Source organism: Mumia zhuanghuii, from assembly GCF_042681565.1.
Lineage (GTDB): Bacteria > Actinomycetota > Actinomycetes > Propionibacteriales > Nocardioidaceae > Mumia.
Genome location: NZ_JBHUFT010000002.1, coordinates 179837 through 205428, shown reverse-complemented (window position 1 = coordinate 205428; position 25592 = coordinate 179837). Strand labels below are relative to the sequence as shown.

Sequence of the window (25592 nt, the reverse complement as noted above, 5' to 3'; positions counted from 1 at the left end):
AGGCGGGCCAGGGGTCGCGGCGCTTGTGCTTCGATCGGTGCTCCCCGGTGACACCGATCGACCGCACACGGGGCTCACTGGGGTTGGGTGAGGACGCAGTCGCCGCAGTAGCCGCCGCCCGGGACGCGGTAGTAGAGGCAGCACGACCTGCGTACGAACCTGCCTCGTACGACGTCACCGGTGCCGGCGAACGGGGCGCGGGCGAGAACCGCCGACGCGTACGTGGCGGCTGACGGCGCGAGCTGTGGATGCATGGAGCGGAGCGCGGCCACCGCTCCGAAGAGTGCCGACGTCGCGTTGCCCCACAGGACCGTGCGCGACAACGCGAAGCCCGTGGCGAACCGCTCGACGAGCGGCGTGAGCATCTCACCCGGGTCGACGGCACGCGCGTGCGGCTCAACCGCCAACGGCCACGGGCCGGTCTCGAACGGACGCCACCACGTCGCGTCGAGCGTCACTGGCGGTGCCGGCACGCCGAGCGCGGCGGCGCCAACCGCGGGCGAGAGCAGCCGTGAGAACAATCCGAGCGCCACCGTCGATGCGGCGACCCGCTCCTCGACGTCGGTCCCGCCGAGGGCCTCCCGCGTGGAGACGACCCGCTCCTCCAGCGAGCCCGGCGTGAGCAGGTCCGTGAGCGGTTGCCACCCCGCGGCCGCTGGGTCGGCCGGGAGTGCGTCGACCGCGAAGTACGGGCCGAGCGACGACACGCCCCCCGTACGAAAGCTCACTGCGGCACGCGCAGCAGCGTGACCGCGAAGTCCGCCGTGTCGTCGTACGGCACGAGGTCCCACGTCGCGAACCGCTGCTCGACCTCCAGCCCGACGGCTTCCGCGTCCGCGTCGAGCGCTTCGACCCCGTACGGCCGGTCGGTCCGGAAGCCGAGCACGATCCGGCCGCCGGGGCGTATGTGCGCCCGCAGCCGCTCGAGCACGGCGCGCTCCGAACCGGGCGCGAGGAACACCATGACGTTGCCGGCGACGACGGCGAGGTCGAACGGGTCACCGGGGAGGTCGAGCGTGGCGAGATCGGCGACCTGCCACGTCGGACCCGGATGATCGTGCGCGGCGGCCTCGATGAGCGCCGGGTCGACGTCGACGCCGACCACGTCGTGGCCTGCCGCGTACAGGCGCGACCCCACGCGGCCCGGGCCGCACCCGCCGTCGAGGATCCGGGAACCTGGCGGGACGAGCGCGTTCACGAGCCGCGCCTCACCGCCGAGGTCCGCACCCTCGCGCTCCATCGTGCGGAAGCGCTCGATGTACCACTGCGAGTGGCCGTCGGAGGTCTCGCTGAACCAGCGCGGTGTCGAGGTCATGCCTCCATCCTGCCTCGCGCGCTCGACCCACCGCCGCGCGCGTCGGCTGCTCGCTGGTCACGCGAGTCGGGCGCGGTGACCACACACGCGCCAGAGCTCCGCCGGCGCCACGGCGCTCGCTCAGCCGGCCTCCGGCGGGAGGAGCAACGAGCGGATCGTGGCGGTGAACGCGTGCACGTCGATGGTCGGGTCGAGCGAACGCTGCGCCCCCATGCCGATCCCGAGGCTCAGGAGCGCCAGCGCGACCTGGTCGGCGGGCAGCACGAGCCGCATCCCCGTACGGCGCCCGATCTCGAGCAGCAGTGCCGCGATCGCCTCGCGGATCTGGACGTGCCGGGCGGCGAGCTCGGTCGCCACGAACGGGCTCGTCCGCACCACCGCGGCGAACTCGACCTCCAACGCGGTCCAACGCGGCTGCCCGAGCCGTACCTTCAGCCAGCCCTCGAGGCCGTTGATCGCGTCGTCGTACGTGGTAGCGACCCCCACGGCCTCCACGACCTCGGCCACCATCTCGCGGTGGATCTCGTCCAGGACGGCGAGCCCGAGCTCCTCCTTGCTCTTGAAGTTGGAGTAGACCGCCCCCTTGGAGAAGCCGGCCTCGAGCGCCACCCGATCCAGGCTCGTCGCACCGTAGCCGTCGTCGAGGAAGAGGGTGCGCGCCGTCGCCACCAGCGCCGTGCGCGTCATCGCCTGACGTTCTGCCCGAGTGGACATCGAACCCCTCTCGCGAAAAAAGAATATGACATCAAGAGTGTTGCATCCAGCTCAGATACCATTAGTATCTGAGCCGTGATGACCCAAGATATCGTGATCATCGGCACCGGCTTCTCCGGTATGGGCATGGCCATGAAGCTCGAAGAGGCGGGGCGCGACGACTTCGTCATCCTCGAGAAGGCCGACGACGTGGGCGGCACCTGGCGGGACAACACCTATCCCGGCTGCGAGTGCGACGTCCCGAGCCACATGTACTCGTTCTCGTACGAGCTCAACCCGCACTGGTCCAAGTCGTTCTCCGGCCAGGCCGAGATCTGGGACTACATGCGCAAGGTCGCCGACGAGCGCGGCATCCGCAAGCGCATCCACTTCGGCAAGGAGGTCGTCGGCGCCCACTGGGACGAAGCCCGCGAGCGCTGGACGATCAACACCGCCGACGGCGACGTGTACGACGCGCGCGTGCTCGTCGCGGGAGTCGGCGGGCTCCACATCCCCAACATCCCGGAGATCGAGGGCGCCGACACTTTCGCGGGAGCACGTTTCCACTCCGCGGAGTGGGACCACTCGGTCGATCTCACCGGCAAGCGGATCGCCGTGATCGGCACCGGGGCGAGTGCGGTCCAGTTCGTGCCGATCATCGCCGAGCAGGCATCACACCTGACGCTCTTTCAGCGCACCCCCCCGTGGGTCCTGCCGAAGAACGACCGCCCGATCGGCCCGGTCAGGCAGGCGATCTTCGAGAAGGTCCCCGGCGCCAACCGTGTGTACCGCGATGCTCTCTACTGGGTGCTCGAGTCGCGCGCCATCACGTTCAACGGCCATGTCCCGGCGTTCCTGAAGATCGCCGAGAAGGTCGTCCACGCCCACATCGCCCGGCAGGTCGAGGACCCGGCGCTCCGCGAGAAGCTCACCCCCGACTACCGCCTGGGCTGCAAGCGCGTGCTCCAGTCGAACGACTACTACAAGGCGTTCAACCGCGACGACGTGGCGCTCGAGACGACGGGCATCGCCAAGATCGTGCCCGAAGGCGTCGTCGACCGCGACGGGGTGCTCCACGAGGCCGACGTCATCGTGTACGGGACGGGCTTCCACGTCGTCGACGCCTTCGATCACCTCAACTTCACCGGCCGCGGCGGCACCGACCTGGGTCGGCTGTTCGCCGCGCAGGGCGTCGAGACGTACCTCGGCATCACCATCCACCAGTTCCCCAACCTCTTTTTCATGCTCGGCCCCAACACCGCGCTCGGTCACAACTCGGTGGTCTTCATGATCGAGCAGCAGGCGAAGTACATCGTCCGCTCGCTCGACGAGATGGACCGCCAGCGCGCCACGACGATGGAGCCGACCAAGCTCGCCCAGGACGCGTACAACGCCGACATCCAGGCGCGGGTCGAGAAGGGCATCTGGACGCAGGGCGGCTGCACGTCGTGGTACCTCGACGCAGCTGGCAAAAACCGGACGATCTGGCCGAAGTTCACGTTCCAGTACTGGTGGGACACCCGCATGGTGCGCGACCAGGACTACGTGTTCACCCGCGCCCGACGCACGGAGAAGGCGGACCTGGAGAACGCGTCGGCATGACCCTCCCACCCGGACCGCGCTGGCCTTCCGTCGCCCAGACGGTGGCGTTCATCGCGTTCCGCAACCCGCTCCTCGACCATCTCTCGCGCACGTACGGCGACTCGTTCACCCTGCGGATCCTCCCCGGCCCGCGCACGATCGTCGGGATCAGCAGGCCCGACGAGATCAAGCAGGTGTTCGCCGGCAGGTCTGAGGACTTCCACGCCGGCGAGGGCAACGAGATTCTCCGCCCCGTCATGGGAGACCACTCGGTGCTGCTCACCGACGAGAGCGAGCACCTGCGCGCCCGGAAGCTGCTGATGCCCGCGTTCAACGGCGCGTCGCTGCGCGGCTACCGCGGACTCGTCGAGGTCATCGCCAAGAGCGAGGTCGACCGCTGGCACGACGGCCAGCACCTCGTCACGCACACGCGGATGAACGCGCTCACGCTCGAGATCATCCTCCAGGTCGTCTTCGGGGTGACCGACGAGGAACGCCTCTCCACGCTGCGACCACGGGTGATGCGGATGGTGGAGGTGTCGCCGCTGCTGCTGCTCGGCTGGGCCTACCCGAAGCTGCACCGCTTCGGCCCCTGGAAGGCATACTTCGGCAACCAGGCCGCCGTCGACCGGCTCCTGTACGACGAGATCCGCGACCGGCGCGGCGTCAGCGACCTCGCCGACCGTACGGACGTGCTGTCGCGGCTGCTGCAGGTCGGGGCGACCAGCGAGGACGAGCCGCTGACCGACGCCGAACTGCGCGACCAGCTCGTCACACTGCTCCTCGCGGGCCACGAGACGACAGCGTCCGCACTCTCGTGGACGCTGCACGAGCTCGGCGCCAACCCCGACGTCCAGGCCGAGGCGCTGCGCGCGGCGGACCAGGGTGACGGCGACTTCCTCGAGGCGTGCCTCAAGGAAGCGATGCGGCTCCACCCGATCATCGACCAGGTCGCACGCCGCGTCACCTCGCCGCAGAAGATCGGCCGCTGGTCGTTGCCGACCGGCGCCGTTGTCACGCCGTCGATTGCACTCGCCCACGCGTCGAGCGACAGCTTCGGCGACCCGCAGCGCTACCGTCCTCGCCGCTTCCTCGACGAGACGATCGCGCCGAACACGTGGCTGCCGTTCGGCGGCGGCGTACGACGCTGCATCGGCGCCGGGTTCTCGCTGATGGAGGGGACGGTGGCGCTCAAGGAGGTCCTCACGCGCTACCGCGTCTCCGTCGACGGCGAAGAGGTCTCGATGCTGCGCAACATCACCCACGTCCCGAAGCACAAGGCCGTCGTGACGCTGCACGGGCGCTGACTCAGGCCGTGGACTCGATGACAACTAAGCGCACGCTTAGGTAGGCTCCGAGGATGCGTGCCGTGCAGATCACCTCACTCGAAGGACCGTCCGCCGTCGAGGTCGTCGAGATCGACGCCCCCGAGCCCGGACCCGACCAGGTCGTCATCGACGTCAAGGCGTCGGGGGTGTCGTTCCCCGAGGTGCTCCAGAGCCGCGGGCAGTACCAGTACAAGCCGGACCTCCCGTTCGTCCCCGGATCCGAGGTCGCGGGCGAAGTCGTGTCGGCGCCGTCCGGGTCGGGCTTCTCCACCGGCGACCGCGTCACCGCACTCACGATCCTCGGTGGGTTCGCCGAACGCGCCGTCGCCGACAGCGACGTGACCTTCCACCTGCCCGACAACGTCTCGTACGAGCAGGGGGCGGGCCTGCCCTTCAACTACCTCACCGCGCACTTCGCGCTGCTCAAGCGTGGTCATCTGCGCAACGGCGAGTCCGTGCTCGTCCAGGGCGCGGCCGGCGGCATCGGGACCGCGTCGATCCAGGTCGCGAAGGCGTTCGGCGCGGGCCAGGTCATCGCCGTCGTCTCCACCGACGCCAAGGGCGAGGTCGCCGTGGCCGCCGGCGCGGACGCGTACGTGCTCGTCGACGGGTTCAAGGACGCCGTCAAGGAGCTCACCGGTGGCCACGGCGTCAACATCGTGGTGGACCCGGTCGGCGGCGACCGCTTCACCGACTCGCTGCGCAGCCTCAAGGACGACGGCCGCCTCCTCGTCATCGGGTTCACCGCCGGCACGATCCCCGAGGTGAAGGTGAACCGTCTGCTGCTCAACAACCTCGACGTCCGCGGCGTGGGCTGGGGAGCGTACGTCATGAAGCGCCCCGGCTACATCGCGGCGCAGTGGCAGGAGCTCGTGGCGCACCTGGAGTCCGGTGCGCTGATCCCCCCGATCGGCGGCCGCTTCCCGTTCGAGGATGCGTCTCGCGCACTCGAGGTCATCGACAGCCGCGAGGCCCTCGGCAAGGTCGTGCTCGTCCCCTAGCTCCTCAAGATCCGTACGGGCGACCCCTCGCTCGCTCCACACTCCAGGTTGGCGGCGCCCGACCGCGGTGCCGCGGACAGGAGAGGTGAGATGCGCGGTGCATCGATCGCTGCAGCGACAGTCGGCGCGGGAGCACTCGTGCTCGGTGGCGTCGTCGTCGCGGACGCGGCCACGACGGCACGCACGGTGAAGGTGTGCACGACGAAGAAGGGCGTCGTCGTCAGCGCCACGAAGTCGGGGAAGTGCCGAAGGGGCTTGAAGAAGGTCACGCTCAACACCCGCGGACCCGTCGGTTCGCGCGGACCCGTCGGACCCCGCGGGGCGACCGGCCCTGCGGGGACGACCGCGTTCGGGAACGGCACCGGGACGTTCGCCGCTGGGAAGGGCACCGAGTGCACCATCGGCGAGGTGCGGCTCTTCGCCGGCGCCGTGGGGACCGGCGTCCCCGCGAACGGACAGGTGCTGCCGATCGCCCAGAACACCGCGCTGTTCTCCCTCCTCGGAACCACGTACGGCGGCAACGGGCAGACGACGTTCGCGCTGCCGGACCTGCGCGCAGCAGCGCCGGACGGCATGACGTACTTCCTCTGCGTCGAGGGGGTCTTTCCCAGTCGCGACTGAGCCGAGCCGGATCGACTGACCGACGTGACCCGACCGAGGGAGTGCGCCGCACCGAATCCCCCCGTGATCCGGCGAGGCGCACCCCGGTACGGGGGTCAGTCGGTGTGGCCCTTGAGGATCTCGTCCTCGATGGTCCCGCCGACTCCTTCCTTCTCCGGGTCGTACCCGTGCAGACCGCCGGTCACCGCGTACTCCTCCTCCGGCGACAGCACCAGGCGGTGGCGTCCCCAGAGGGCGAAGAGCAGCAGCATGACCACGTAGATCAGGACGATCGCGATCACGGCCGGGCGGTAGGTCTCGTTGAGCAGCACGCCGATGAACGCACTCCGACGAGCAGCACGAGACGATCGTGATCGCTGTCCTCACCGGCGACGCGGACCGTGCCGCCGCGGCGATGGAGGAGCATCTCGCGGGCTCCGCCGCGCTGCTGCGGGCGTTCTTGAGCTAGCGCGGCCGTACGCCGGAAGGGCTCGCGGCTGCGCCAAACGTCGGAGTACGGCCGAACGACGCGCGCCGTGCCGCACGCCGCAGCGTGATCAGCACCGCGGGGCCGAGGACGGCGATCGCGACCGCGTTGGTGATCGCGCGGCCGGTGTCCCACGAGCCGGTCGAGGTGAGCAGGGTGAACCAGAAGAACCGCTGCAGGTTCTCCGCGAGCGACGCGCCGGGCACGAACGCGAGGCCCTGCTCGCCGCTCGGGTCGACGCCGGCGAGGTACGGCCAGAAGGACAGGTTGAGCAGCGCGCCGTAGAAGTGCGCCGCGAAGACTCCGTACACGGTGAGCATCGCGATCTCCCAGCGACCGGTGACGTGCTTCGGGAGCAGTCCGGCCCCCATCCCGAGCCACGCCGCGCACATCATCTGGAACGGCAGCCACGGTCCGACGCCGGCGGTGAGCAGCGCCGAGGCGAACAGCGAGGTGCACCCGAGCAAGAAGCCGAATCCGGCGCCGAACACGCGTCCAGCGAGGATCAGCAGGAAGAAGACGAGGTCGAGCCCGGCCGTCCCGGCGCTCAGCGCCCGCATCCCGCACTGGATCGCGGACAGCACACCGAGCATCGCGAGCGCCTTGGCGTCCATCCCGCCTTCGGACAGCTCGGCCGCGACGACGAGGAGGAGCAGCGGCAGGAGCAGCACGAAGTACATCGGCGCCTGGGCCTCCTGCTGGCCGCTCGACCCGGGCTCGAACAGCAGCGGCCAGGCGAACATCGCGAGCCCTGCGACCGTGGCGAGGACCAGCACGGCGGTGGATCGGGGGCGGAGCGCGATCGCGTTCACGGGCGCTCCCCGAGGGCCGTACGGACGTCGCGGACGGTCAGCCACGGCTCTCCGAGGATCTTCGTGACCTGCGGGGCGAACGCCGGCGAGGTCGCCAGGACCTCGCGGACGTCACCGGCCGCGATGACCTCACCTTCGGCCATCACGGCGGCGCGATCCGCGACGGCGGCGACGAACTCGACGTCGTGCGTCGCGACCAGGACGGCACCGCCGCCCGCCGCGAGGTCGCGCAGGATCGTCGCGAGGGCATCCTTGGCCGCGTAGTCGAGACCGCGCGTCGGCTCGTCGAGCAGCATCACGCGTGGCGCCGCGGTGAGCTGGACGGCGAGGACGAGCGCGAGCTTCTGGCCCTCGGAGAGGTCGCGCGGGTTGGCCGCGGGGTCGATCGTGCCCGCGAGGCGGGTGAGGAGCGCGGCGCACGTGCCGTCGTCGGCACCCGCCTCGGCATCCGCCGCCGCGCACTCGGACGCCACCGACTCGAGGTAGAGAAGGTCACTCGCGGTCTGCGGGACCAGGCCGATCCGGCGCCGCGCCTGCGTGCGGGACAGCCGGGCAGGGTCCTCCCCCGCGACCTGGACGTCACCGCCGTGCCGCGATCCCGATCCCTGCAAGGCCCAGAGCAGCGTGGACTTGCCCGAGCCGTTGCGCCCCATCAGTGCCGTGACCGACCCCGCGGGAAGGTCGAGGTCCACCCCTCGTACGGCGAGCAGCGGCCCGTACCGCACCTCGACCCCGCGCGCCGTCAGCAGCGGCCCCGCCGGTCCCGTCCCCGTTGTGTGCACAGATCGGGGACGGAACGGGGGCGGGAGCTCGGCGAGCTCCTTGCGCAGGGTCTTGGAGGTGCGGCGGGCCTCTCGTACGGTCAGCGGGAGCGGGTCCCACCCGGCAAAGCGGCCGAGATCGACGATCGGCGGCGCGATCGGGCTCGTCGCCAGGATCGCCGCGGGCGCACCGGCGGTCACCGAGCCGTCGGTCCCCACGTACACGAGCACGTCCGCGAACGGCACCACCCGCTCGAGCCGGTGCTCGGCGAGCACGACGGTGGTCCCCAGGTCGTGCACGAGGCGCGCCAGCGTCGCGAGGACGTCCTCCGCCGACGTCGGGTCGAGCGCGGACGTCGGCTCGTCGAGCACGAGCACGGGCGGGTGCATCGTGAGCACCGCGCCGATCGCGACCCGCTGCTGCTGGCCTCCCGACAGCGACCGAAGCGACCGCGCCCGCAGGTCGGCGATGCCGAGCAGGTCCAACGCCTCCTCGACGCGGCGCCGCATCGCCTGCGGGTCGACGCCGAGCTGCTCCATCCCGTACGCGAGCTCCTCCTCCACCGTGTCGGTGACGAATCCCGCGAGCGGGTCCTGCCCGACCCAGCCGACGGTCGCGGCGAGCTCGCGCGGCGGGTGGTCCTGTGTCCGCAGCCCGGCCACGGTCACGGTCCCGTCGAGATTGCCACCCGTGAAGTGCGGGACGAGTCCGTTGAGCAGCCCGAGCAGCGACGACTTGCCTGCGCCCGTCGGCCCTGTGACGACGATGAGCTCGCCCTCATCGACGTGCAGGTCGACGTCGCGCAGCACCGGACGCGTCGCACCGTCGTACGTGACGGTGACGCTTTCGATCTCGATCACGCCGCCACCCCCTCGGCCGCACGGGCAGTGGAGGCGGTCCGCAGCGCGGCGTACGGGGACGTCGGCTCGGGCGTCAGCAGCGCCGGCAGCGCGGCGACGACGAGCCCCGCGAGGACGACCGGCGACAGCGTGTAGTCCACGAAGAAGGTCGCCGCGACGGCGACGCCGCACAGCGCGGTGAACCACTCCCAGCCACGCCACGGGTCGGGCCGATAGCGGGTGTGCCCTACCTTGCGCCCGGAGCGCCAGAACCCGATCCCGGCCACGGCGAAGCCGGCGACCAGCATCGGCGCCGCGAGGATCCGCGGGGCGGTGAGGTCGGCGGTCGCGTACGCACCGACGCAGACGCCGAGCAGTCCTCCGAGCAGCAGGACGCCGGTGAGCCTGCGCGTACGGGCGTCGGCGGTGCCCTTGCGTCCGTACCCGCGCGCGTCCATCGACGCCGCGAGCTGCATCGAGCGGTCGAGCGCGTCCTCCATCACCGGGATCACGATCGACCGCAGCGCCCGCATGTTGCGCGACGAGTCACCCCGCAACCGCCGGGCACGACGGACGCGTCCGACCGACTCGGCGAGCTGCGGGAACAGCGTCATCGCGACCACGACGGCGGCTCCGACCTCGTACAGCGCCGCCGGCAGCGACTTGAGCAGGCGGCGCGGGTTGGCCAGCGAGTTCGCGGCGCCGACGCAGATGATCAGCGCCGCGAGCTGGAGACCCGCCGCGAACGACCGCTGCAGCGACTCCGCCGTGACCGGACCAAGCAGCCGCACGCCGTCGGCCCACGACGGCAGCGGCACCTGGGGCAGATCGAGGATCACGGTGCCGGTGGATGCTCCGCCGAGGAGCACCCCGAACAGCACCCGGATCACGATGACCAGGGCACCGAGGCCCAGATAGAGCCGGAACGACATCGCCCACGGCGCGACCGGCCGACGCGCAAGGACCACCAGCGAGGCCACACCGATCACGAGCCCCAGGAGCAGCACGTCGTACGTGCGGGTGGCCGCGACCGCAAGCCCGAGCGCCCACACCCACCAGGCTCCGGGATGCAGGTCACGCCGGGTACGGCGCTCGGGCACGGCTCAGACGTCCTCGCCGCTGCGGCGTCGCACAAGAGTGACGGCGATCGCGACGGCGAGCAGGATGGCGACCGCGATCCCGATCCAGACGATCGAGGTGCCGTCGTTCTCGTCGTCGGCGTCCTCGTCGCTGGTGTCGGCGGCGGCGTCGGCCTTGTCCGAGGAGTCCGAGGCCGCCGCGGTCGGCGGGTTCGCCGGGTCGAAGTCGGGCATCGGTGTGGACTCAGCCGGCTGGTTGAGCTGGAAGCGCCATCCCTCGTACCCGCCGGGGACGGAGGCGTTGACGTCGGCGCCCTTCGCCGCGTACGCCCAGGTCCCGTCGGCGGGGGCGACATAGAAGGACCAGTACGCCCCGCCGGGCGGGAACTCCTGGCACTTCTCGGTGTAGCGGCGACCATCGAGGTCGAGCGCCTCGTCCTCCGCAGGCTGACCGTCGATGCGGCAGGCGCCCGTCATCCCGCTGCCGGTCACCGGGGTGACCTCGAAGCCCGCGGCCTCGAGCGCCTGCATGCCGGTCATGCCGGCGGAGTCTTCGGCGCACTTGACCTCGACGTCGCCGCCGAGATCGGTGAAGTCGACGACGACGGTGGTGCCCGACGCGTCGGTGCACACCCCGTCGGCGGCGTGGGCGGACTGGGTGGTCCCCAGGACGGGGAGGGCGGCCCCTACGAGAAGAGCGGCGGCAGCGGCGAGCGTGCGCATGCGAGCGGTTCCTTCCTGCTGCGACGGGCGGGGCCCGTTGTCCTCGGCAGCACACGGAGGTGGACTCCGGATCGCGGAGCGGATCGCGGAGCTGGCAGCAGGTGCTCCGGCTCGCCTCTTAGGGGAGGCCTACGGTTGCGGGTCAGCGCCGGACTTCGACCGGCTTTCCCTTTTGCCGCACTCAGCGTAACCGGTCAGCCGGGGAGGCGGTGCACCGTCCAGTCGTCGCCGTCACGCCTGGCCTCGCACCTCGTGCTCGGTCCGTCGTCGTCGCCAGCCCAGAACGTCAGGCGCTGCGGAACGAGGTGGAAGCAGAGCCATGTCGGCGGTGGCACGAGGACGGGATGGGCCTCGTCGAAGCGGCGCCACTCCTCCTGGCGTTCCTCGCGGGGCAGCAGGGCAAGGCGCGGATCGTTGAGCCACGCCAGCAGCTGGAGGTCACGCGGACATGCCTCGAACAGCCGCGCCGCCTCGTCGTCCGTCGCCCGCTCGGTCGCGCCGGCGACCACCAGCTGCCTCGCTTCCTCCGGCCACACGAGAACGCCGACGGCGTACGGGTACGCCGTGAGCTGGGCGACCTTGCGGGCGCGGCTGTCGCTGTGGAACGAGATCCGCTCGCCGTCGAACCCGTTGACCATGACCGTACGGGCGTCGGGCGCGCCGTCGATCTCGCGCGTGGCGAGCGTCATCAGCGGTGGCTCCGCGCCCGGGACGGGACCGAGCCACGAGGCCAGCAGGTCGAGCGGATCGGGGAGGTCCTCCCCCGGCTCCGGGACGTGCCGATCACGCGCGCTCACGGGGCCGACACTAGCGGCCTCACCAGGGCTGACCCGGACGGCCGGTTGATGTCGCCGTGACTATCCCCCTCTCGGCGCGCTCTTACGCGTGCGAGAACCTCGTCTTCTTCCTCGTCGTGCCGGTGTCGATGGGGCTCCCCCGGCGCTAGTCGTCGTGCTCGGGCTCACGACGATCCTCGTGCTCACCCGGCGACGTCCGGCGTCGCTCGGCCGGCTCACACCGCTCCGCATCGCCATCGACGCAGGCCCGACACCAAGCGCCACTGGCCGCAGCAGCCTCCGTACCGGTAGAACTCGTCCATGACGCTCCCGCCTCGTACCGCCGCCACGCTCGTCGTCGCCGTCGGGGTCTGGGTCCTCTGCGACCTCGTCCGCGTGTGGGCGCCCTCGCTGATCACGATCTTCGGACAGGCCGCGTCGACGCCGCCCGAGCTGATGGGCGCGTACGCGCTCGGATGCGTCGCGGTCGGCGCGGTGGTTGCGCTTCTCGCGCGGCGCCACGCCACGGGCGTGGCCGCGGGCGCGCTGGCCGTCGCGCTCGTGTGCCGGACCGCCCTGCAGCTGACCGACGGCGGGCAGGCTCAGCTCGTCGCCGCCTCGCTCGGGATCGCCGCGGGCATCGCGTGGCTCTCGCTGGCGGCAGTCTCGTACGGTGACGTGCTCGTCGTCGGCCTCGCGGCAGGCCTCTCGCTCGGGACGGTGACGCATGCGGCCCTCGGGACGTGGGGTGCGGTCTGGCGCGGTGACGCGTGGGGCTGGGTGCTGCTCGTCTTCCAGGTCGTGGGCGCCGCGGTGGCATGGCGGCTCGCGCGCGACCACCGGTCGAGGGCAGCGGCGCGTCGTACGGCCTGGCTGGTGATGCCCGGTCTCCTCCTCGCCGGCATCGTCTTCGCGAACGCGGGCCGCGCGTCGGCGGTCGCGGGGACGGCCGGGCTGGTCGTCGTCGCGCTCGCGTCGGTTGCCGCAGTCGCGACAGCGGCCGTGCGGCCGCGCCGCGCGACGGCGTGGGCGGCGGCGGTGGTCCTCGTCGCAGCGAGCGCCGTGGCGCTGCTCGTGACCGCCGACGTCGACGGCATCCCGGCGGTGTCGCCGACGTGGACTCTGGCGGCGTACGCCGTCGGGCTTCCCGCGCTCACCCACCTGTGGGCCGCCTCCGACCACGGCCGACCGGCGCGTGCCGCGACCCTGGCGCTCGGCGGGCTCGTGTGGGTGGCGCTGCTGTTCGTCTACTACGCCGGGTACGACCTCGGCTACCGTGCGGACATCGTCGTCGTCCTCGCAGCGGCAGTGCTCGCCGTCGTCGCGGCGACCGGGGCCCCGCGCGCGGCCGGCACCGACCGTACGGGGGCGGCGCGCGTGTCGCCCGTCCTCCTGGGCGGCCTCGGCCTCCTCGCCGGCACCGTCGCGTGGCTCGGCCCCGGGCTCACTGTCCCGGCGCTCGACGACGTCGCGGGCCCCGACCTGCCCGCCTCGGGGAGCGTGCGCGTGACCGCGTACAACCTGCGCATGGGCTACGGCATGGACGGCACGTTCCGCCCCGACCTCGTCGCCGAGACCCTGCGGTCGAGCGAGGTCGCGCTGCTCAGCGAGGTCGACCGCGGGTGGTATCTCAACGGCGGCCAGGACGAGCTCGCGATCCTCGAGCGGATGCTCGACCGCGACGCCGTGTTCGCGCCCGCGGCCGACCCGGTGTGGGGCGACGCGGTGCTCACAGCGCTGCCGGTCGAGGAGTCGGTCGGGACCCCGCTGCCGTCGCACGGCGCGGTGACCGGAGCCCAGGCGTTGTCCGTACGGCTCGACCTCGCGGGGGCACCGACGTGGTTCGTGTCGACGCACCTGCAGCCGAACGACGGCGATGAAGGCGTCGGCCCGCAGACCGAGGATCTCGCCGCGATGCTCCGGACCCGGCTCGCCGACGGTCTCCCGCTCGTCCTCGGCGGTGACCTCAACACGCAGCCGGGCAGCACCTCGTACGCGCTGCTTGTGGGCCTCGGGCTCGTCGACGCCCTCGACGGCGCAGACCCGACCTCGCCGGCGGACCGGCCGACGGCACGCATCGACCACCTGCTCGTCAGCCCCGACCTCGCTCCGTCCGCGCCGCGCGTCGGCGGCTCGCAGGCCTCCGACCACCTACCCGCCTCGGTGACGCTCACGCCACGCGGCTGACCCGCGTACCGTGGCCGGATGAGCGCTCACCGGATGCTCCGCGGCGCGGCCGTCGGCGCCCTCGCGTCGCTGCCCGCGTCGTACGTCAAGGCCGTGACCGAGCCTGCGCTGCAGCGCGCCGCGGAGCAGGTGGTCCCGCCGCAGGTGTGGCAGAAGCGCCTCGTCGGGACTGACCCGAGCGGCCACCCGGAGAACATGCCGCCGGCCGTCGTCGCCGCGGAGGTCGCCGAGCTGCGCGACGGGACCGTGCTCGACACCGCCCAGAAGGTCCGTGCCAGCACGGCGATCCACTACGTGTTCGGTGCCGTGGCCGGCGCCGCGTACGGGGCGCTTGCCGCGCGCTTCCCCGGCGTGACGCGCGGGGGCGGCGCGCCTGCGGGGATCGCGCTCTATGCAGCCACCCACGGGACGGGGCTGCCGGCGGCGGGGATCCAGGAGCCACCGTGGACGCTCCCGGCGTCGGCCGTGCTGTGGGAGAGCGGCAGCCACGCCGTCTATGGGGTGACGCTGGAGGTGTCTCGCCGGCTGCTCGACCGGGTCCTGCCGTAAGTCAGCGCACCGCGCTCCACTGCATGACGGGCCGGGACGGCTTCCAGGCGATCGAGCCGCCGCCCGAGAAGACGGCGTCCACGGCGATCCGGACCAGCTCACCGCCGTGCTTGCGGAAGCGATCGATCAGCGCGGCCTCGTCGTCGAGCGTGACGGCGTGCACGACGAGACGTCCGCCCGGGCGCAGCACGCTCCAGGCGGCTTCGACGAGCGCGGTGTCGGAGCCACGGGCACCGAGAAAGACAGCATCGGGTGCCGCCAGGGCGTCGAGGGCCTCGGGCAGCGTTCCCTCGACGACGCGCAGCTCGGGAACGCCGAGGTCGGCCGCCGACTCCTTCGTGCGGACGAGGCCTGCGCGGTCGGGCTCGACGACGACGCCCGAGGCCAGCGGCTCGGCGCGCACCCACTCGATCGCGACCGAGGCGGCTCCCGGTCCGAGCCCCCAGAGCAGGTCGCCGGCGGCAGGAGCGAGGCGCGCCAGCGCGGCCGTACGGACGTCGCGCGGCACGACCGCGCTTCCCTCTCCGAAGGCGCTGTCCGGCAGACCCGGGACGCTCGACATCGCGGAACGGCGGGACGCGTCGGCGACGCAGTCGAGGCAGACCACGTTGAGCTCGGAGGCGACCCGGACGTTCCACGACGCCGCCGTCGCGTCGGCACGCGACTCGGTGAGCCCGCCGAGGTCTCCGAGCACGGTCATCCTCGTGTCCCCGTATCCCTGGGCGACCAGCAGCGCGGCCACCGACGAGGGCGTGCCGCCGTCGTTCGACAGCACCACCAGCCTGCGCCCGGGCGCGAGGTGCGGGACGAGCTGGCGGACGTCGCGGCCGACGAGCGAGACCAGCGAGGTCTCCTCGTACGACCAGTGCATGCGTGCGCGTGCGAGCGCCTCCGACGACACGGTCGGCACGATCTCGACATACTCGGCGCCGAGCATCCGGACGAGCGTCGTCCCGATCCCGGCGACGAGGGGGTCGCCGGACGAGAGGACGACGACGCGCTTGCCCTCGTGCTCGTCGAGCAGAGCCGGCAGCACCTCGTCGAGCGGGTGCGGCCACTCGACCCGGACCTGCCACCACGCCCACGGAACGGTCTCGAGGTGTCGCTTGCCGCCCATGACCACCTCGGCCTCACGGACGAGCCGGCGCGACTCCATGGCGAGACCCTCCCAGCCGTCCGCGCCCATGCCTACGACCGTGATCCGCTGCATGGGTGCAGACGCTATCCGTCCGAGCGGGCAGAGCCCAAGCCCGGGCGGAGTGTGATCGAGCAGATTGTCCGCGATGCGGCGGGTACGACCCGTGCGGGAATTCCGCGCCTACCATCGAGGACTCATCCGCGAACGAGAGGACGACCGCGCTGATGGCACGCGCCGAGGGGTTCCGAGCCACCCTTCCCGTCTCCGGCCGCCGCGTCCTGGTGGTCGGCGGCGACACCGAAGCGCTCACGCACGTCGCTGCCCTGCGCGACGGCGGCGCCCGCGTCACGGTCGTCGCGCCGCAAACCGTGCAGTCGATCAGCGACCTCGCGGACCGGGGCATCCTGACGTGGCACGCGCGGGCGTACGAGCCCTCCGACGTCACCGGTCACGACCTCGTCGTCCTCGCGACCGGCGATCCCCAGCTCGACGCCCGGGTCTCCTCCGACGCCTCCGAGACCGGCACCTGGTGCTCCGTCCCCGATTCGGGCAGTTCTCCACGTTCTGACGGGGGCGAAAGCGTGGAGAACCGCCCAAATCGGGGACGGGTCGTGCTCGTGGGCGGCGGACCGGGCGACCCGGGGCTGATCACGGTGGCGGGTCTGGAGGCCGTACGCTCGGCCGACGTCGTCGTCACGGACCGGCTGGCGCCCCTCGGCGTCCTGCACGGCCTCGGCTGCGAGATCGTCGACGTCGGCAAGATCCCTCGCGGGCGCACCACCCCGCAGGAGGAGATCAACCGGATCCTCGTCGCGCACGCCGCGGCTGGCAAGCGTGTCGTACGGCTCAAGGGCGGCGACACCTTCGTCTTCGGGCGGGGCGGCGAGGAGCTCGAGGCGTGCGTGGCCGCCGGCATCCCCGTCGACGTCATCCCCGGCGTCACGTCCGCGATCGCCGGTCCGGCACTGGCCGGCATCCCGGTCACGCACCGCGGGCTGAGCCAGGGCTTCACCGTGGTCTCCGGACACGTGCCGCCGGGAGACCCGCGCTCGACCCTCGACTGGGCAGCGCTCGCCCGCTCCGGCACGGACCTGGTCCTGCTCATGGCCGTGGCGACGCTCCCGGCGATCACCGCGACACTGATCACCGAGGGCCTCGACGCCGCGACCCCCGCCGCGACGGTTGCCGACGCGACGCTGCCGACGCAGCGCGTGGTCCGCGCGGACCTGGCCACGATCGCCGAGCGCATCGCCGAGGCCTGCATCGCCTCTCCGGCGATCACGGTGATCGGCAAGGTCGCGGGCTTCGACCCCGGCTCCGAGACCACCGGCGTTTGATGCTTCCCTGCGCCGGGTACCCGTCCGGTGACGGAGGGAGCGGACGTGCGGATCGTCGTCACCGGAGCCAGCGGCAACGTCGGGAGTGCCGTGGTGCGCGAGCTCACCCGCAGGCGCCACGCCCTGACCGGGGTTGCCCGGCGCTCACCCGAGCGCTCCCGTGGCACGGCGCTGGACGGCGTCGACTGGCACGCCGCGGATGTCGCCCACGAGCCGCTCGACCCGGTCCTCGTCGACACGGACGCGCTCGTGCACCTGGCCTGGATGTTCCAGCCCACCCACGATCCCGACACCACGTGGCGAGCGAACGCGGTCGGCACGAGGAAGGTGCTCGAGGCCGCCTCACGGACCGGCATCGGTGTGGTCGTTTGCGCGTCCTCGGTCGCCGCGTACTCCCCCGCGCGCGGCGACGACCCGGTCGACGAGTCGTGGCCGACCGACGGCCCGTCTCCTGCCGCGTACTGCCGTGAGAAGGCCTACGTCGAGCGGGTGCTCGACGTATTCGAGGCCACCCACCCCGAGGTGCGCGTGGTACGCATACGCCCGGCCTTCGTCTTCCAGCGCTCGGCGGCCTCGGAGCAGCGGCGCATCTTCGGCGCTCCCGCGCTGCGTCCTTGGATGCTCGACCGCCGCCTGCTCCCTCTCCTCCCGATCCCGTCGGGACTGCGTCTGCAGACCGTCCACGCCGACGACCTCGCCCGGGTCTACGCCGAGGCCGTGGAGCGGCCGGTACGGGGAGCGTTCAACGTGGCCGCCGACGGTCTCCTACGACGCGAGGAGCTCGGCGAGGTCTTCGGCGCGCACACGTTCACCGCGCCCCGACGCATCGCGCGCGCCGCGTTGGAGGGAGCGTGGCGCGCGCGGCTCGCCGGCGCACCCGGCGACCTCTTCGACGCGCTCCTGCGAGTCCCCGTGCTGGGGACGGCGCGTGCCAAGACCGAGCTTGGGTGGCAGCCTCGCCACGACGCCGCCGAGGCCCTCGGTGAGATGCTCGCCGGCGCCCGGGAAGGCGCCGGCGGGCCTACACCGCCGCTTGACCCCGACTCATCGCGAGTCTGAGACGCCCTCCACCGACTCGTCGAGCCCCGGCAGCGTCTTCATGACCCTCGGGTCACCCGCGTCGGCGAAGTAGTCGCCCGCGATCGTCTCGTCGGTCCCGTTCGAGACCTTGCCGGCCCGCAGTGCGAGCGTGACGACCGCCGCCACCCCCACGTTGATGACGAACGCCGTCAGCGCGATGTATCCGAGGTGCCCGATGATCGGGATCGGGTCGAGCGACCCTCCGAAGTGCGCGCCCGTGACCGGGTTGACGACCTGGTACGCGCTGATCGTCCCGTACACCATCCCGACGGCCCAGCCGAGGAGCAGACCCCAGCGGTGGAACCACTTCGTGTAGAGGCTGAACACGATCGCCGGCAGCGTCTGCAGGATCCAGATGCCGCCCAGCAGCTGGAAGTTGATCGCGTTCTGCTTGTCGAGCGTCAGCACGAACGCCAGCGCGAACACCTTCACCACGAGCGAGGCGAGCTTGGAGACCTTCGCCTCTTGCTTCGGGGTGGCGTCCGGTCTGACGAACTCCTTGTAGACGTTGCGCGTGAACGTGTTCGCCGCCGCGATCGACATGATCGCCGCAGGCACCAGAGCTCCGATCGCGATCGCCGCCCAGGCCACGCCCGCGAACCACGACGGGAACATGTCCTCGAACAGCTGCGGGATCACCAGCTGCGCGTTCGGCTCACCGTCGAGCCCGACGGGTTGCGTCCCGGCCGCGATCGCGACCCAGCCGAGCAGCGCGAGCAGACCCAGGATGAACGAGTACGCCGGCAGGATCGACGCGTTGCGCCGGATCGTGTTGCGGCTCTGGCTGGACAGCGTCGCCGTGATCGAGTGCGGGTACATGAACAGCGCGAGCGCAGAGCCGAGCGCCAAGGTCGCGTACGCCCAGTGGGCGTCAATGCCGGTCGGGATGAACGAGCCGGTCGGTGCACCGGTCGCAGGGTTGGGTGTGGCCATCTTCTCCTCGGCCGCACCGAAGATCGCCTCCCAGCCGCCGACCTTCGAGGGGAGATAGATGATCGCGACGATGATGACCAGATAGATCAGCGCGTCCTTCACGAACGCGATGACCGCGGGCGCGCGCAGCCCCGACGAGTACGTGTAGGCGGCGAGCAGCGCGAACGCGATGAACAGCGGCGCGTCCTTGGCGACCCAGTTGGAGCCGCCGCCGAGACCCGCGACCTCGAGCACGGCCTGGATGCCGACGAGCTGGAGCGCGATGTACGGCATGGTCGCCAGGAATCCGGTGATCGCGATCGCGAGGGTCAGGCCGCGGCTGCTGTAGCGCCCGCGCACGAAGTCGGCGGGCGTCACGTACCCGTGCCGGTGGCTCACCGACCACAGCCGCGCCATGAACACGAAGATGATCGGATAGAGCACGATCGTGTACGGCACCGCGAAGAAGCCCGCGACGGCGCCGGTTGCGAACATCGCCGCGGGCACGGCGACGAACGTGTACGCCGTGTAGAGGTCGCCGCCGAGAAGGAACCACGTGACCCAGGTGCCGAACTTGCGACCCCCGAGCCCCCACTCGTCGAGCGACTCCATCGAGTGCGGGCGGCGCCAGCGCGCCGCGTAGAAGCCCATCACGGTGACGAGCGCGAAGAGCAGGATCAAGATCGTGAGGGCGACCCCGTTGATGTCGTTCATCGCTCGTCGCCCTCGTGCATCGGACGGTGCGGGCGGGCCACGAGGACGATCCGGTACGACGTGTACGTCAGCGCGGCGGTGATGAAGACCCAGAGGAACTGGTACCAGAAGAAGAACGGCCAGGGACCGAGCTTCGGGTCGACACGTGCGTACGAGTCGACCCACAGCAGGGCGATCACGGGGATGGCGAGCAGCACGGCTGCGAGGGTCAGCAGCGCACGATTCGCCGGTGGAGTGGTTTCGTGCAGGGTCGGGTCGTCGGCCCGGTCGTTTCCGGAGGTCATCACGTCTCGCTCTCTCGAGGCATTGCGGGGTCCCGGGGAGGACGTACCCGGTGTGACTGCGGTCACACAGGCTGGCACCGGCCCCGTGCGCCGTCCACGGCCCGCGCCGTCGACGTCGGTGAGCGGTCGGTACGAGGCGGCAGACGGTCGCGTGCGCCGGTCAGGCGGAGCCGGGCTTAGGCTGAAGGGCCCGTTCGCCCCACTCGGAGGACCACCCGATGACCCGTCCCGACGCCGCAGGCCGCGTCGCTCCCCCGTCCGACCGCGCCCGTACGCAGGCCGCCGAGCGGCTGGCCGGACTCGCGACGCCTGCCGGTGCGCTGGGCCGGCTCGGTGATGCCGCCGTCTGGTTGTCGGCCGTGCAGGACGCATGCCCGCCGCGCCCGCTCGACGACGTCCGCATCGTCGTCTTCGCCGGCGACCACGGGGTGACCTCGCACGGCGTCTCGGCGTACCCGAAGGAGATCACCGCGCTGATGGTGCGGCAGTTCCTGTCCGGCGGTGCCGGGGTCGCGGTGCTCGCCCGCCAGCACGGTGCGGCACTGCGTGTGCTCGACCTCGGCGTCGATGTCGAGCCGGGCGTCCTGCCGGCCGAGGTGAGCGTCCACAAGGTCCGACGCGGCTCGGGTGCCCTCCACCTTGAGGACGCGCTCACGCCTGGCGAGACCGACCAGGCGCTCGCCGTCGGCGCCACCGTCGCCGCGGAGGAGATCGCCGCGGGCGCCGACCTGCTGATCCCGGGCGACATGGGCATCGGCAACACCACGCCGTCCGCCGCCCTGATCGCCGCCACGCTCGGGCTCGACGCTCGTGACGTGACCGGCCGCGGGTCGGGCGTGGACGAGGCGACGCTCGCACACAAGGAGCAGGTCGTCGCGCGGGCCCTCGTACGCGCGGGCGAGCGCGTCGCCGATCCCGTCGACCGCCTCACCGCACTCGGATCGGCAGACCTGGCCGCACAGGTCGGGTTCCTCGCCGAGGCCGCCCGGCAGGGGGTGCCGGTGCTCCTCGACGGGGTCATCTCGGTCGCGTGCGCGCTCGTGGCGGAGGACTACGCGCCCGGCTCGTCGGCGTGGTTCGCGGCGGGCCACCGCTCCCCCGAGCCCGCGCAGGCGCTCGCGCTCAGCAAGCTCGGCCTCGACCCGCTCCTCGACCTCGACATGCGCCTCGGCGAGGGCAGCGGCGCGGTCGCCGCACTGCCGGTGCTGCGCTCGGCCGGGGCGCTGCTCGCCGAGATGTCGTTGCTCGCGGACGTCCTGGGGTCGTGACCGCAGGGGTGCGCCGCGGGGTGCTCCCCGACGGCGTCCTGCTCGCGGTCGGGACGTTCACGGTCTTCCCCGTGGCGCCGCCGTCGACGGTGGATCGGGCCCGTGCACGTGCGGCGATGCTGCTCGCGCCTCTCGCGGTGCTCCCGCTCGCGCTCGGCGTCGCGGCGGTCGTCGCGCTCGGCGACGCGCTGGCCTGGCCCGCCGTGCTGACCGGCGCGCTCGGTGTCGGCACGCTCGCCGTCGGGACGCGGGTGCTGCACCTGGACGGACTCGCGGACACCGTCGACGGGCTCAGCGCCCCGTACGACCGCGAACGCCGGCTCGCGATCATGAAGTCGGGTGACGTCGGGCCCGCCGGCGTCGTTGCGCTCGTCCTCGCGCTGCTCGTCCAGGCCGCAGTGCTCGGCGCCGTCGCCTCACGCCCGTACGGGTGGCTGCTCGCCGGTGTCCTCGTGTGCGTGTCGCGGGCCGTCGTCGTCGTCACGTGCGCGACCCCTGTCCCCGCCGCCACGCCTGGCGGACTGGGTGCGGCCGTCGCCGGCTCCGTCCCGGTTCTGGCCGCCGTCGGCGTCGGCCTCGTCGGCGCCGCTGTCCTCACGCTCGCACTCGCCGCGACCGGCGCACCGTGGTGGCAGGGGTTCGTCGCCGCGGCGGTAGCCGCGGCGGCCGTCGTGCTCCTCGTACGCCGGGCGGTCACGCTCCTCGGCGGGATCACGGGCGACGTGATCGGTGCCGCGGTCGAGCTGGCCCTGGTCGCGCTCTGCGTCGTCACCGCGGCACGATGAGGCCGCGCGACCTCAGAGGTAGAGCACGCGCCCCGCGACGACCAGCGCAACCTCGTCCGAGCACTCTGCGACCCGCTGGTTCACGAGCCCGAGGACGTCGCGGAACACCCGGCCCGAGCGGTGCTCCGGCACCACGCCGAAGCCGACCTCATTGGTGACCGCCACGCTCAGGTGACGACGCGCGCACCACGCCTCGACGAGGCTGTCGATCTGCTTGCCGACCTCCGGTCGCCACTGCGCGTCCGGGGCGTCCCAGGCGCCGAGCTCGTCGAGCATCGCCGTCACCCACGTGCCGAGGCAATCGACGATCACCGGGGTCGATGTGCCCTCGAGCGCGCTCGCGACGTCGGTGGTCTCCGTCGTCACCCACCCGTCCGGGCGGCGGCTCTGGTGGTCGGCGACCCGCGCCGACCACTCGGGATCGCTCCCGTCCGGCGCCGGGCCCGGCGCGATGTAGGTAACCACCGGCTCTTGCTGGAGGAGCGACTCCGCGTACCGGGACTTGCCCGACCGTACGCCTCCGGTCACCAGCACCCTGTGTCCCATGTCCGCCCCTCTCGCCCTGAAGGTCGTCCGTGCGTCACGCGCCGACGGCGCTCCTCCGCAGCCTTGCACGTCGGCCCGCGCGACGCGAGCCTGACCCCGCGACACGGACCGACCGGGCCGATACGGTGCGGAGATGAGCAGGAACCGTCGCGGAGTGATCATCGGCGCGCTGCTGGGCGCCGCGCTCCTCGCAGCAGTCGCGATCGCAGGGACGTGGTGGGTCATGGACGACGCCGATGCCGACGAGTTCTCCGGCGAGTGCGCCCGGATCACGTACGACGGCCGTTCCTACTACTCGGTCGGTCGGCCGGTCTCCCGCGACGACCTGGTCACCCCAGACGACCCGCTGAACGCCGGCGAGGGGCCGCGCAGCTGCGATCCGGGCGCGATGGAGACGCTGGAGTTCCGGCCGGCGGGCGTCCGTCACATCCCGGGCGTTGATCCGACCGAGGCCGTCGTGGCCCGGTACGACCTGACCGACGGGCGCGAGGCGCTGTACGTCGCCGACCGCGACTACGCCCGTACGGGCGAGCTCCCCGACGACCTCGCCGAGGCGCTCGGCTCGTCATGACCGAGCCGGGCGGCTGGCGGCGACCGGCGGTCGTGATCGTCGGGCTGGGCGTCCTCCTCGGCTGCTCGTCGGCCGCCGACCTTGCGGGCGACCGCACCACCTCCCCCACCCCGACCACCCCGACCGCCACGCCGTCGACCGCCACGCCGCCGCCCCGTGCGCTGCCGGGCGGCTGGCAGGCCGAGGCCCTGCCCGGGCGGCTGCGACCCGTGGTCATCACCACCGACGGCAGCCGCCTCGTCGTCGGTGGAGGCGCGGGCATCGGCGACGACGCCGAGCCGCGCCTGCTCGTACGGGGCGGCGACGGGTGGGAGGACGTGCCGCTCACGCCGCGGACCGGGTACGGAGAGATCGCCTCCCTCGTCGAGCTCGCGGTCGCCCCGAGCGGCAGGGTCGTCGCGCTCGGCAACGCCACCGGAGGCGCCCATCTGATGCCGCGCTGGACCGCGTGGTCGGGCACGCTGGAAGCGGTGACGGAGACGCCGCAGGTGTTCGAGACGTTCGGCGGTCCGTCGGCGGGCGGACTCGCGGGCGTCGCCTCAGCCCCGGTCGCGACGGTGATCGGCAGCTGGGCGACCTCGTCCCAGCAGCTGTCGCCCGCGGTGTGGCACGAGGATGCCGGGCGATGGCTCCGCCGTACGGACGTCGACGCCTTCGCGGACCGGGGCGGAGTCCAGGCGCTCCCGACGGCGGTGGCCGCCACCCGCACTCAGGTCGTGGTCGTGGGCACCGAGACGATCACCACCGCCACGAGCACGCGACAGACCGCCGTGGCGTGGCGTACCCGCGACCTCCAGCGATGGGACCGGCTCGCGCTGGCCGCAGGCGCCCGCGTCTCCAGCGGGGCGACGGACCTCGCCTGCGGACCGGACGCCTGCGTCGTCGCCGGCTGGGTCGGCGACCGGCTGTCCGCGTGGCGGGTCGACGCGCAGGCCGTGCGGCGTCTCCGGCTGCCGCGTGTCGCGGTCGAGGCGTACGTGGCGCGGCCGCGCGCGGCGTACGACGGGACCTGCATCGCCGTGGCCGCAGGGCAGGAGTCGCGCGACCTCGTCTCGTCCGCCGACGGGGTGCGCTGGAGGTCGACGCCGGTCCCCCAGGCCAAGGTCACCGACCTCGCGGTCGTCAGTCGGCGGCTGTACGCGCTCGCACCCGCGGGCGCGACGCCGCTGGTCTCGCGGGACGACGCGTGCGCGAGGTGAGGTGACGACCTCTCAGGCCGGGATCCCCACGACCTCGCGCGAGCCCTCGACGTCGACGCGCGACCCGCGGCGTTGACCAGCGCTGAGCCCCACGATTTGACGCCTTCTCCACGTGTCGCGGGCCGGAAAAGGTGGGTAAGGCGTCAAATCGCGGGGCGGACGCGGTCACGCCGGGGCGAGCGCCTCGGCCAGCGGGACCAGTGTCTCTGCGCATCCCGCGTCGACCTTGAGCGTCGCGAGCTCGTCACCGCGCGTCGTCCCACGGTTCACGATCACCACCGGCGTCCCGGCCTTCGCCGCCTGGCGGACGAACCGCAGGCCTGACATCACCTGCAGCGACGACCCCACCACGAGGAGCGCGCCGGCGTCGTCGACGAAGGCACGGCACTGCTCCACCCGCGGCTTCGGGACATTCTCCCCGAAGAACACCACGTCTGGCTTCAGCCTCCCGCCGCACCGCTCGCACGGGGCGACGACGAACCCGCTCGTCTCCTCGAGGACGGCGTCGCCGTCGGGCGCGATCGCGTGCGCCCCCTCCCCGTACCCGGGGTTCAGTGCCTCCAGCCGCTCGTGCAGCGCGAGCCGCGACGTACGGTCGCCGCAGTCGAGGCAGACGACGTCGGCAATCCGCCCGTGGAGCGTGACGAGCGCGTCCTGCCCCGCGGCCTCGTGGAGCCCGTCGACGTTCTGCGTGATGACGGCCGACACCGCGCCCGCGCGTTCGAGCGCGACGAGCGCGTGGTGCGCGGCGTTGGGCGCGGCGCCGGTCATGTGGCGCCACCCGACGTGTGCGCGTGCCCAGTAGCGCTGCTGCGCCTGCTGGGTCGCCACGAACTCCTGGTACGTCATCGGCTGGCGCGGCACGGAGTCCGGGCCGCGGTAGTCAGGGATGCCCGAGTCGGTGCTGATCCCGGCCCCGGTCAGCACGACGACGCGGCGCCCGGCCAGCAGCGTACGGGCCTCGGCGAGGGCGGGAGCGGGGGTCAGGGTGTCCACCCTTCGAGGGTACGAGGCCGGGCACACCGC

General features: G+C 72.3%; 26 protein-coding genes, 2 pseudogenes and 1 riboswitch. Of the genes and pseudogenes, 14 read left to right on the top strand and 14 right to left on the bottom strand.

From position 1 onward, the window contains the following. Window positions 1–74: 74 nt before the first annotated feature. From ACFSDF_RS04185 to ACFSDF_RS04175, 3 genes are all read right to left on the bottom strand, one after another. A complete protein-coding gene (locus tag ACFSDF_RS04185; protein WP_377156318.1) occupies window positions 75–728 on the bottom strand; it encodes a (2Fe-2S)-binding protein in 654 nt (217 codons plus the stop codon). Then, the gene (locus ACFSDF_RS04180; protein ID WP_167006299.1) at window positions 725–1315 is read right to left on the bottom strand and encodes a class I SAM-dependent methyltransferase; all 591 of its coding nucleotides are present in this window, start codon (window positions 1313–1315) and stop codon (window positions 725–727) included. Before ACFSDF_RS04180 ends, ACFSDF_RS04185 begins: the two co-directional genes overlap by 4 nt. A 120-nt stretch (window positions 1316–1435) precedes the next feature. Beyond that, complete coding sequence (locus ACFSDF_RS04175; protein ID WP_377156315.1) at window positions 1436–2002, bottom strand: TetR/AcrR family transcriptional regulator; 567 nt, start codon at window positions 2000–2002, stop codon at window positions 1436–1438. Between the two features lie 105 nt (window positions 2003–2107). On the opposite strand from ACFSDF_RS04175, the gene ACFSDF_RS04170 reads away from it, so the two are divergent. The 4 genes from ACFSDF_RS04170 to ACFSDF_RS04155 all read left to right on the top strand — a co-directional run bounded on the left by ACFSDF_RS04170 (window position 2108) and on the right by ACFSDF_RS04155 (window position 6539). Beyond that, window positions 2108–3610 carry a flavin-containing monooxygenase gene (locus tag ACFSDF_RS04170; protein ID WP_167251406.1) on the top strand — a complete coding sequence of 501 codons (1503 nt, stop codon included), beginning with the start codon at window positions 2108–2110 and terminating at the stop codon, window positions 3608–3610. After that, entirely contained in the window at window positions 3607–4896 is a 1290-nt protein-coding gene (locus tag ACFSDF_RS04165) for a cytochrome P450 (protein ID WP_377156313.1), read from the top strand. The genes ACFSDF_RS04170 and ACFSDF_RS04165 overlap by 4 nt, the downstream gene beginning before the upstream one ends. 53 nt (window positions 4897–4949) lie before the next feature. After that, window positions 4950–5918, top strand: a complete 969-nt coding sequence (locus tag ACFSDF_RS04160; protein WP_167251402.1) for an NADPH:quinone oxidoreductase family protein — start codon at window positions 4950–4952, stop codon at window positions 5916–5918. 90 nt (window positions 5919–6008) lie between these two features. After that, window positions 6009–6539, top strand: a complete 531-nt coding sequence (locus ACFSDF_RS04155; RefSeq protein WP_208322448.1) for a phage tail protein — start codon at window positions 6009–6011, stop codon at window positions 6537–6539. A gap of 95 nt (window positions 6540–6634) precedes the next feature. Here the strand turns inward: ACFSDF_RS04155 and ACFSDF_RS04150 are convergent, their stop codons facing one another. Next, window positions 6635–6850 (bottom strand): hypothetical protein, encoded by a 216-nt coding sequence (locus tag ACFSDF_RS04150; RefSeq protein ID WP_377156311.1) that lies wholly within the window; start codon window positions 6848–6850, stop codon window positions 6635–6637. Between the two features lie 26 nt (window positions 6851–6876). On the opposite strand from ACFSDF_RS04150, the pseudogene ACFSDF_RS04145 reads away from it, so the two are divergent. Further along, window positions 6877–6987 (top strand): annotated as a pseudogene (locus ACFSDF_RS04145) (GntR family transcriptional regulator); the annotation flags it as partial. Here the strand turns inward: ACFSDF_RS04145 and ACFSDF_RS04140 are convergent. From ACFSDF_RS04140 to ACFSDF_RS04120, 5 genes are all read right to left on the bottom strand, one after another. After that, complete coding sequence (locus tag ACFSDF_RS04140; RefSeq protein WP_377156309.1) at window positions 6984–7817, bottom strand: ECF transporter S component; 834 nt, start codon at window positions 7815–7817, stop codon at window positions 6984–6986. The pseudogene ACFSDF_RS04145 and the gene ACFSDF_RS04140 sit on opposite strands and share 4 nt — an antisense overlap. Continuing rightward, on the bottom strand, window positions 7814–9439 hold the full coding sequence (locus ACFSDF_RS04135; protein WP_377156307.1) for an ABC transporter ATP-binding protein: 1626 nt from the start codon (window positions 9437–9439) through the stop codon (window positions 7814–7816). The genes ACFSDF_RS04140 and ACFSDF_RS04135 overlap by 4 nt, the downstream gene beginning before the upstream one ends. Beyond that, window positions 9436–10518 carry an energy-coupling factor transporter transmembrane component T gene (locus tag ACFSDF_RS04130; RefSeq protein ID WP_167006331.1) on the bottom strand — a complete coding sequence of 361 codons (1083 nt, stop codon included), beginning with the start codon at window positions 10516–10518 and terminating at the stop codon, window positions 9436–9438. The genes ACFSDF_RS04135 and ACFSDF_RS04130 overlap by 4 nt, the downstream gene beginning before the upstream one ends. 3 nt (window positions 10519–10521) lie before the next feature. Then, complete coding sequence (locus ACFSDF_RS04125) at window positions 10522–11220, bottom strand: hypothetical protein (protein ID WP_167006334.1); 699 nt, start codon at window positions 11218–11220, stop codon at window positions 10522–10524. Window positions 11221–11299: 79 nt separating this feature from the next. After that, window positions 11300–11431: riboswitch (cobalamin riboswitch) on the bottom strand. Then, complete coding sequence (locus ACFSDF_RS04120) at window positions 11415–12017, bottom strand: pyridoxamine 5'-phosphate oxidase family protein (protein ID WP_377156304.1); 603 nt, start codon at window positions 12015–12017, stop codon at window positions 11415–11417. It overlaps the preceding riboswitch by 17 nt. Window positions 12018–12317: 300 nt before the next feature. Here ACFSDF_RS04120 and ACFSDF_RS04115 point away from each other — a divergent pair, with 300 nt between their 5' ends. Together ACFSDF_RS04115 and ACFSDF_RS04110 are read left to right on the top strand one after the other, a co-directional pair. Continuing rightward, on the top strand, window positions 12318–14183 hold the full coding sequence (locus ACFSDF_RS04115; protein ID WP_377156302.1) for an endonuclease/exonuclease/phosphatase family protein: 1866 nt from the start codon (window positions 12318–12320) through the stop codon (window positions 14181–14183). An 18-nt stretch (window positions 14184–14201) separates the two neighbouring features. Continuing rightward, the gene (locus ACFSDF_RS04110; protein ID WP_377156300.1) at window positions 14202–14732 is read left to right on the top strand and encodes a DUF1440 domain-containing protein; all 531 of its coding nucleotides are present in this window, start codon (window positions 14202–14204) and stop codon (window positions 14730–14732) included. Window position 14733: 1 nt separating this feature from the next. On the opposite strand, the gene cbiE is transcribed toward ACFSDF_RS04110, so the two are convergent. Beyond that, window positions 14734–15942 carry a precorrin-6y C5,15-methyltransferase (decarboxylating) subunit CbiE gene (cbiE, locus tag ACFSDF_RS04105; RefSeq protein WP_377156298.1) on the bottom strand — a complete coding sequence of 403 codons (1209 nt, stop codon included), beginning with the start codon at window positions 15940–15942 and terminating at the stop codon, window positions 14734–14736. 152 nt (window positions 15943–16094) lie between these two features. Here cbiE and ACFSDF_RS20385 point away from each other — a divergent pair. The 3 genes and pseudogenes from ACFSDF_RS20385 to ACFSDF_RS04095 all read left to right on the top strand — a co-directional run. Next, window positions 16095–16406, top strand: a pseudogene (locus ACFSDF_RS20385) (precorrin-2 dehydrogenase/sirohydrochlorin ferrochelatase family protein); the annotation flags it as partial. 45 nt (window positions 16407–16451) lie between these two features. Then, window positions 16452–17207, top strand: a complete 756-nt coding sequence (gene cobA, locus ACFSDF_RS04100; RefSeq protein ID WP_243843076.1) for a uroporphyrinogen-III C-methyltransferase — start codon at window positions 16452–16454, stop codon at window positions 17205–17207. A gap of 45 nt (window positions 17208–17252) precedes the next feature. Further along, window positions 17253–18266, top strand: a complete 1014-nt coding sequence (locus tag ACFSDF_RS04095; RefSeq protein ID WP_167006349.1) for an NAD-dependent epimerase/dehydratase family protein — start codon at window positions 17253–17255, stop codon at window positions 18264–18266. Here the strand turns inward: ACFSDF_RS04095 and mctP are convergent. Then, window positions 18252–19913 (bottom strand): monocarboxylate uptake permease MctP, encoded by a 1662-nt coding sequence (mctP, locus tag ACFSDF_RS04090; protein WP_167006352.1) that lies wholly within the window; start codon window positions 19911–19913, stop codon window positions 18252–18254. The two genes, ACFSDF_RS04095 and mctP, sit on opposite strands and share 15 nt — an antisense overlap. Beyond that, window positions 19910–20197, bottom strand: coding sequence for a DUF3311 domain-containing protein (locus ACFSDF_RS04085; RefSeq protein WP_167006355.1), 288 nt, complete (start codon window positions 20195–20197; stop codon window positions 19910–19912). Before ACFSDF_RS04085 ends, mctP begins: the two co-directional genes overlap by 4 nt. A 218-nt stretch (window positions 20198–20415) precedes the next feature. Here ACFSDF_RS04085 and cobT point away from each other — a divergent pair, with 218 nt between their 5' ends. Both cobT and ACFSDF_RS04075 read left to right on the top strand, forming a co-directional pair. Further along, window positions 20416–21465 carry a nicotinate-nucleotide--dimethylbenzimidazole phosphoribosyltransferase gene (gene cobT, locus ACFSDF_RS04080; protein WP_167251388.1) on the top strand — a complete coding sequence of 350 codons (1050 nt, stop codon included), beginning with the start codon at window positions 20416–20418 and terminating at the stop codon, window positions 21463–21465. Further along, window positions 21462–22250, top strand: coding sequence for an adenosylcobinamide-GDP ribazoletransferase (locus tag ACFSDF_RS04075; RefSeq protein WP_243843050.1), 789 nt, complete (start codon window positions 21462–21464; stop codon window positions 22248–22250). The genes cobT and ACFSDF_RS04075 overlap by 4 nt, the downstream gene beginning before the upstream one ends. 12 nt (window positions 22251–22262) lie before the next feature. Here ACFSDF_RS04075 and ACFSDF_RS04070 read toward each other — a convergent pair whose 3' ends face one another. Then, window positions 22263–22796, bottom strand: a complete 534-nt coding sequence (locus tag ACFSDF_RS04070) for a bifunctional adenosylcobinamide kinase/adenosylcobinamide-phosphate guanylyltransferase (RefSeq protein WP_167006361.1) — start codon at window positions 22794–22796, stop codon at window positions 22263–22265. 133 nt (window positions 22797–22929) lie between these two features. On the opposite strand from ACFSDF_RS04070, the gene ACFSDF_RS04065 reads away from it, so the two are divergent. Continuing rightward, complete coding sequence (locus ACFSDF_RS04065) at window positions 22930–23367, top strand: hypothetical protein (protein WP_167251386.1); 438 nt, start codon at window positions 22930–22932, stop codon at window positions 23365–23367. After that, window positions 23364–24566: a hypothetical protein gene (locus ACFSDF_RS04060; protein ID WP_167251384.1), complete on the top strand. Its 1203-nt coding sequence runs from the start codon at window positions 23364–23366 to the stop codon at window positions 24564–24566. The genes ACFSDF_RS04065 and ACFSDF_RS04060 overlap by 4 nt, the downstream gene beginning before the upstream one ends. Window positions 24567–24731: 165 nt before the next feature. Here ACFSDF_RS04060 and ACFSDF_RS04055 read toward each other — a convergent pair whose 3' ends face one another. Next, on the bottom strand, window positions 24732–25562 hold the full coding sequence (locus tag ACFSDF_RS04055; protein WP_377156293.1) for an NAD-dependent protein deacetylase: 831 nt from the start codon (window positions 25560–25562) through the stop codon (window positions 24732–24734). Window positions 25563–25592: the final 30 nt, after the last annotated feature.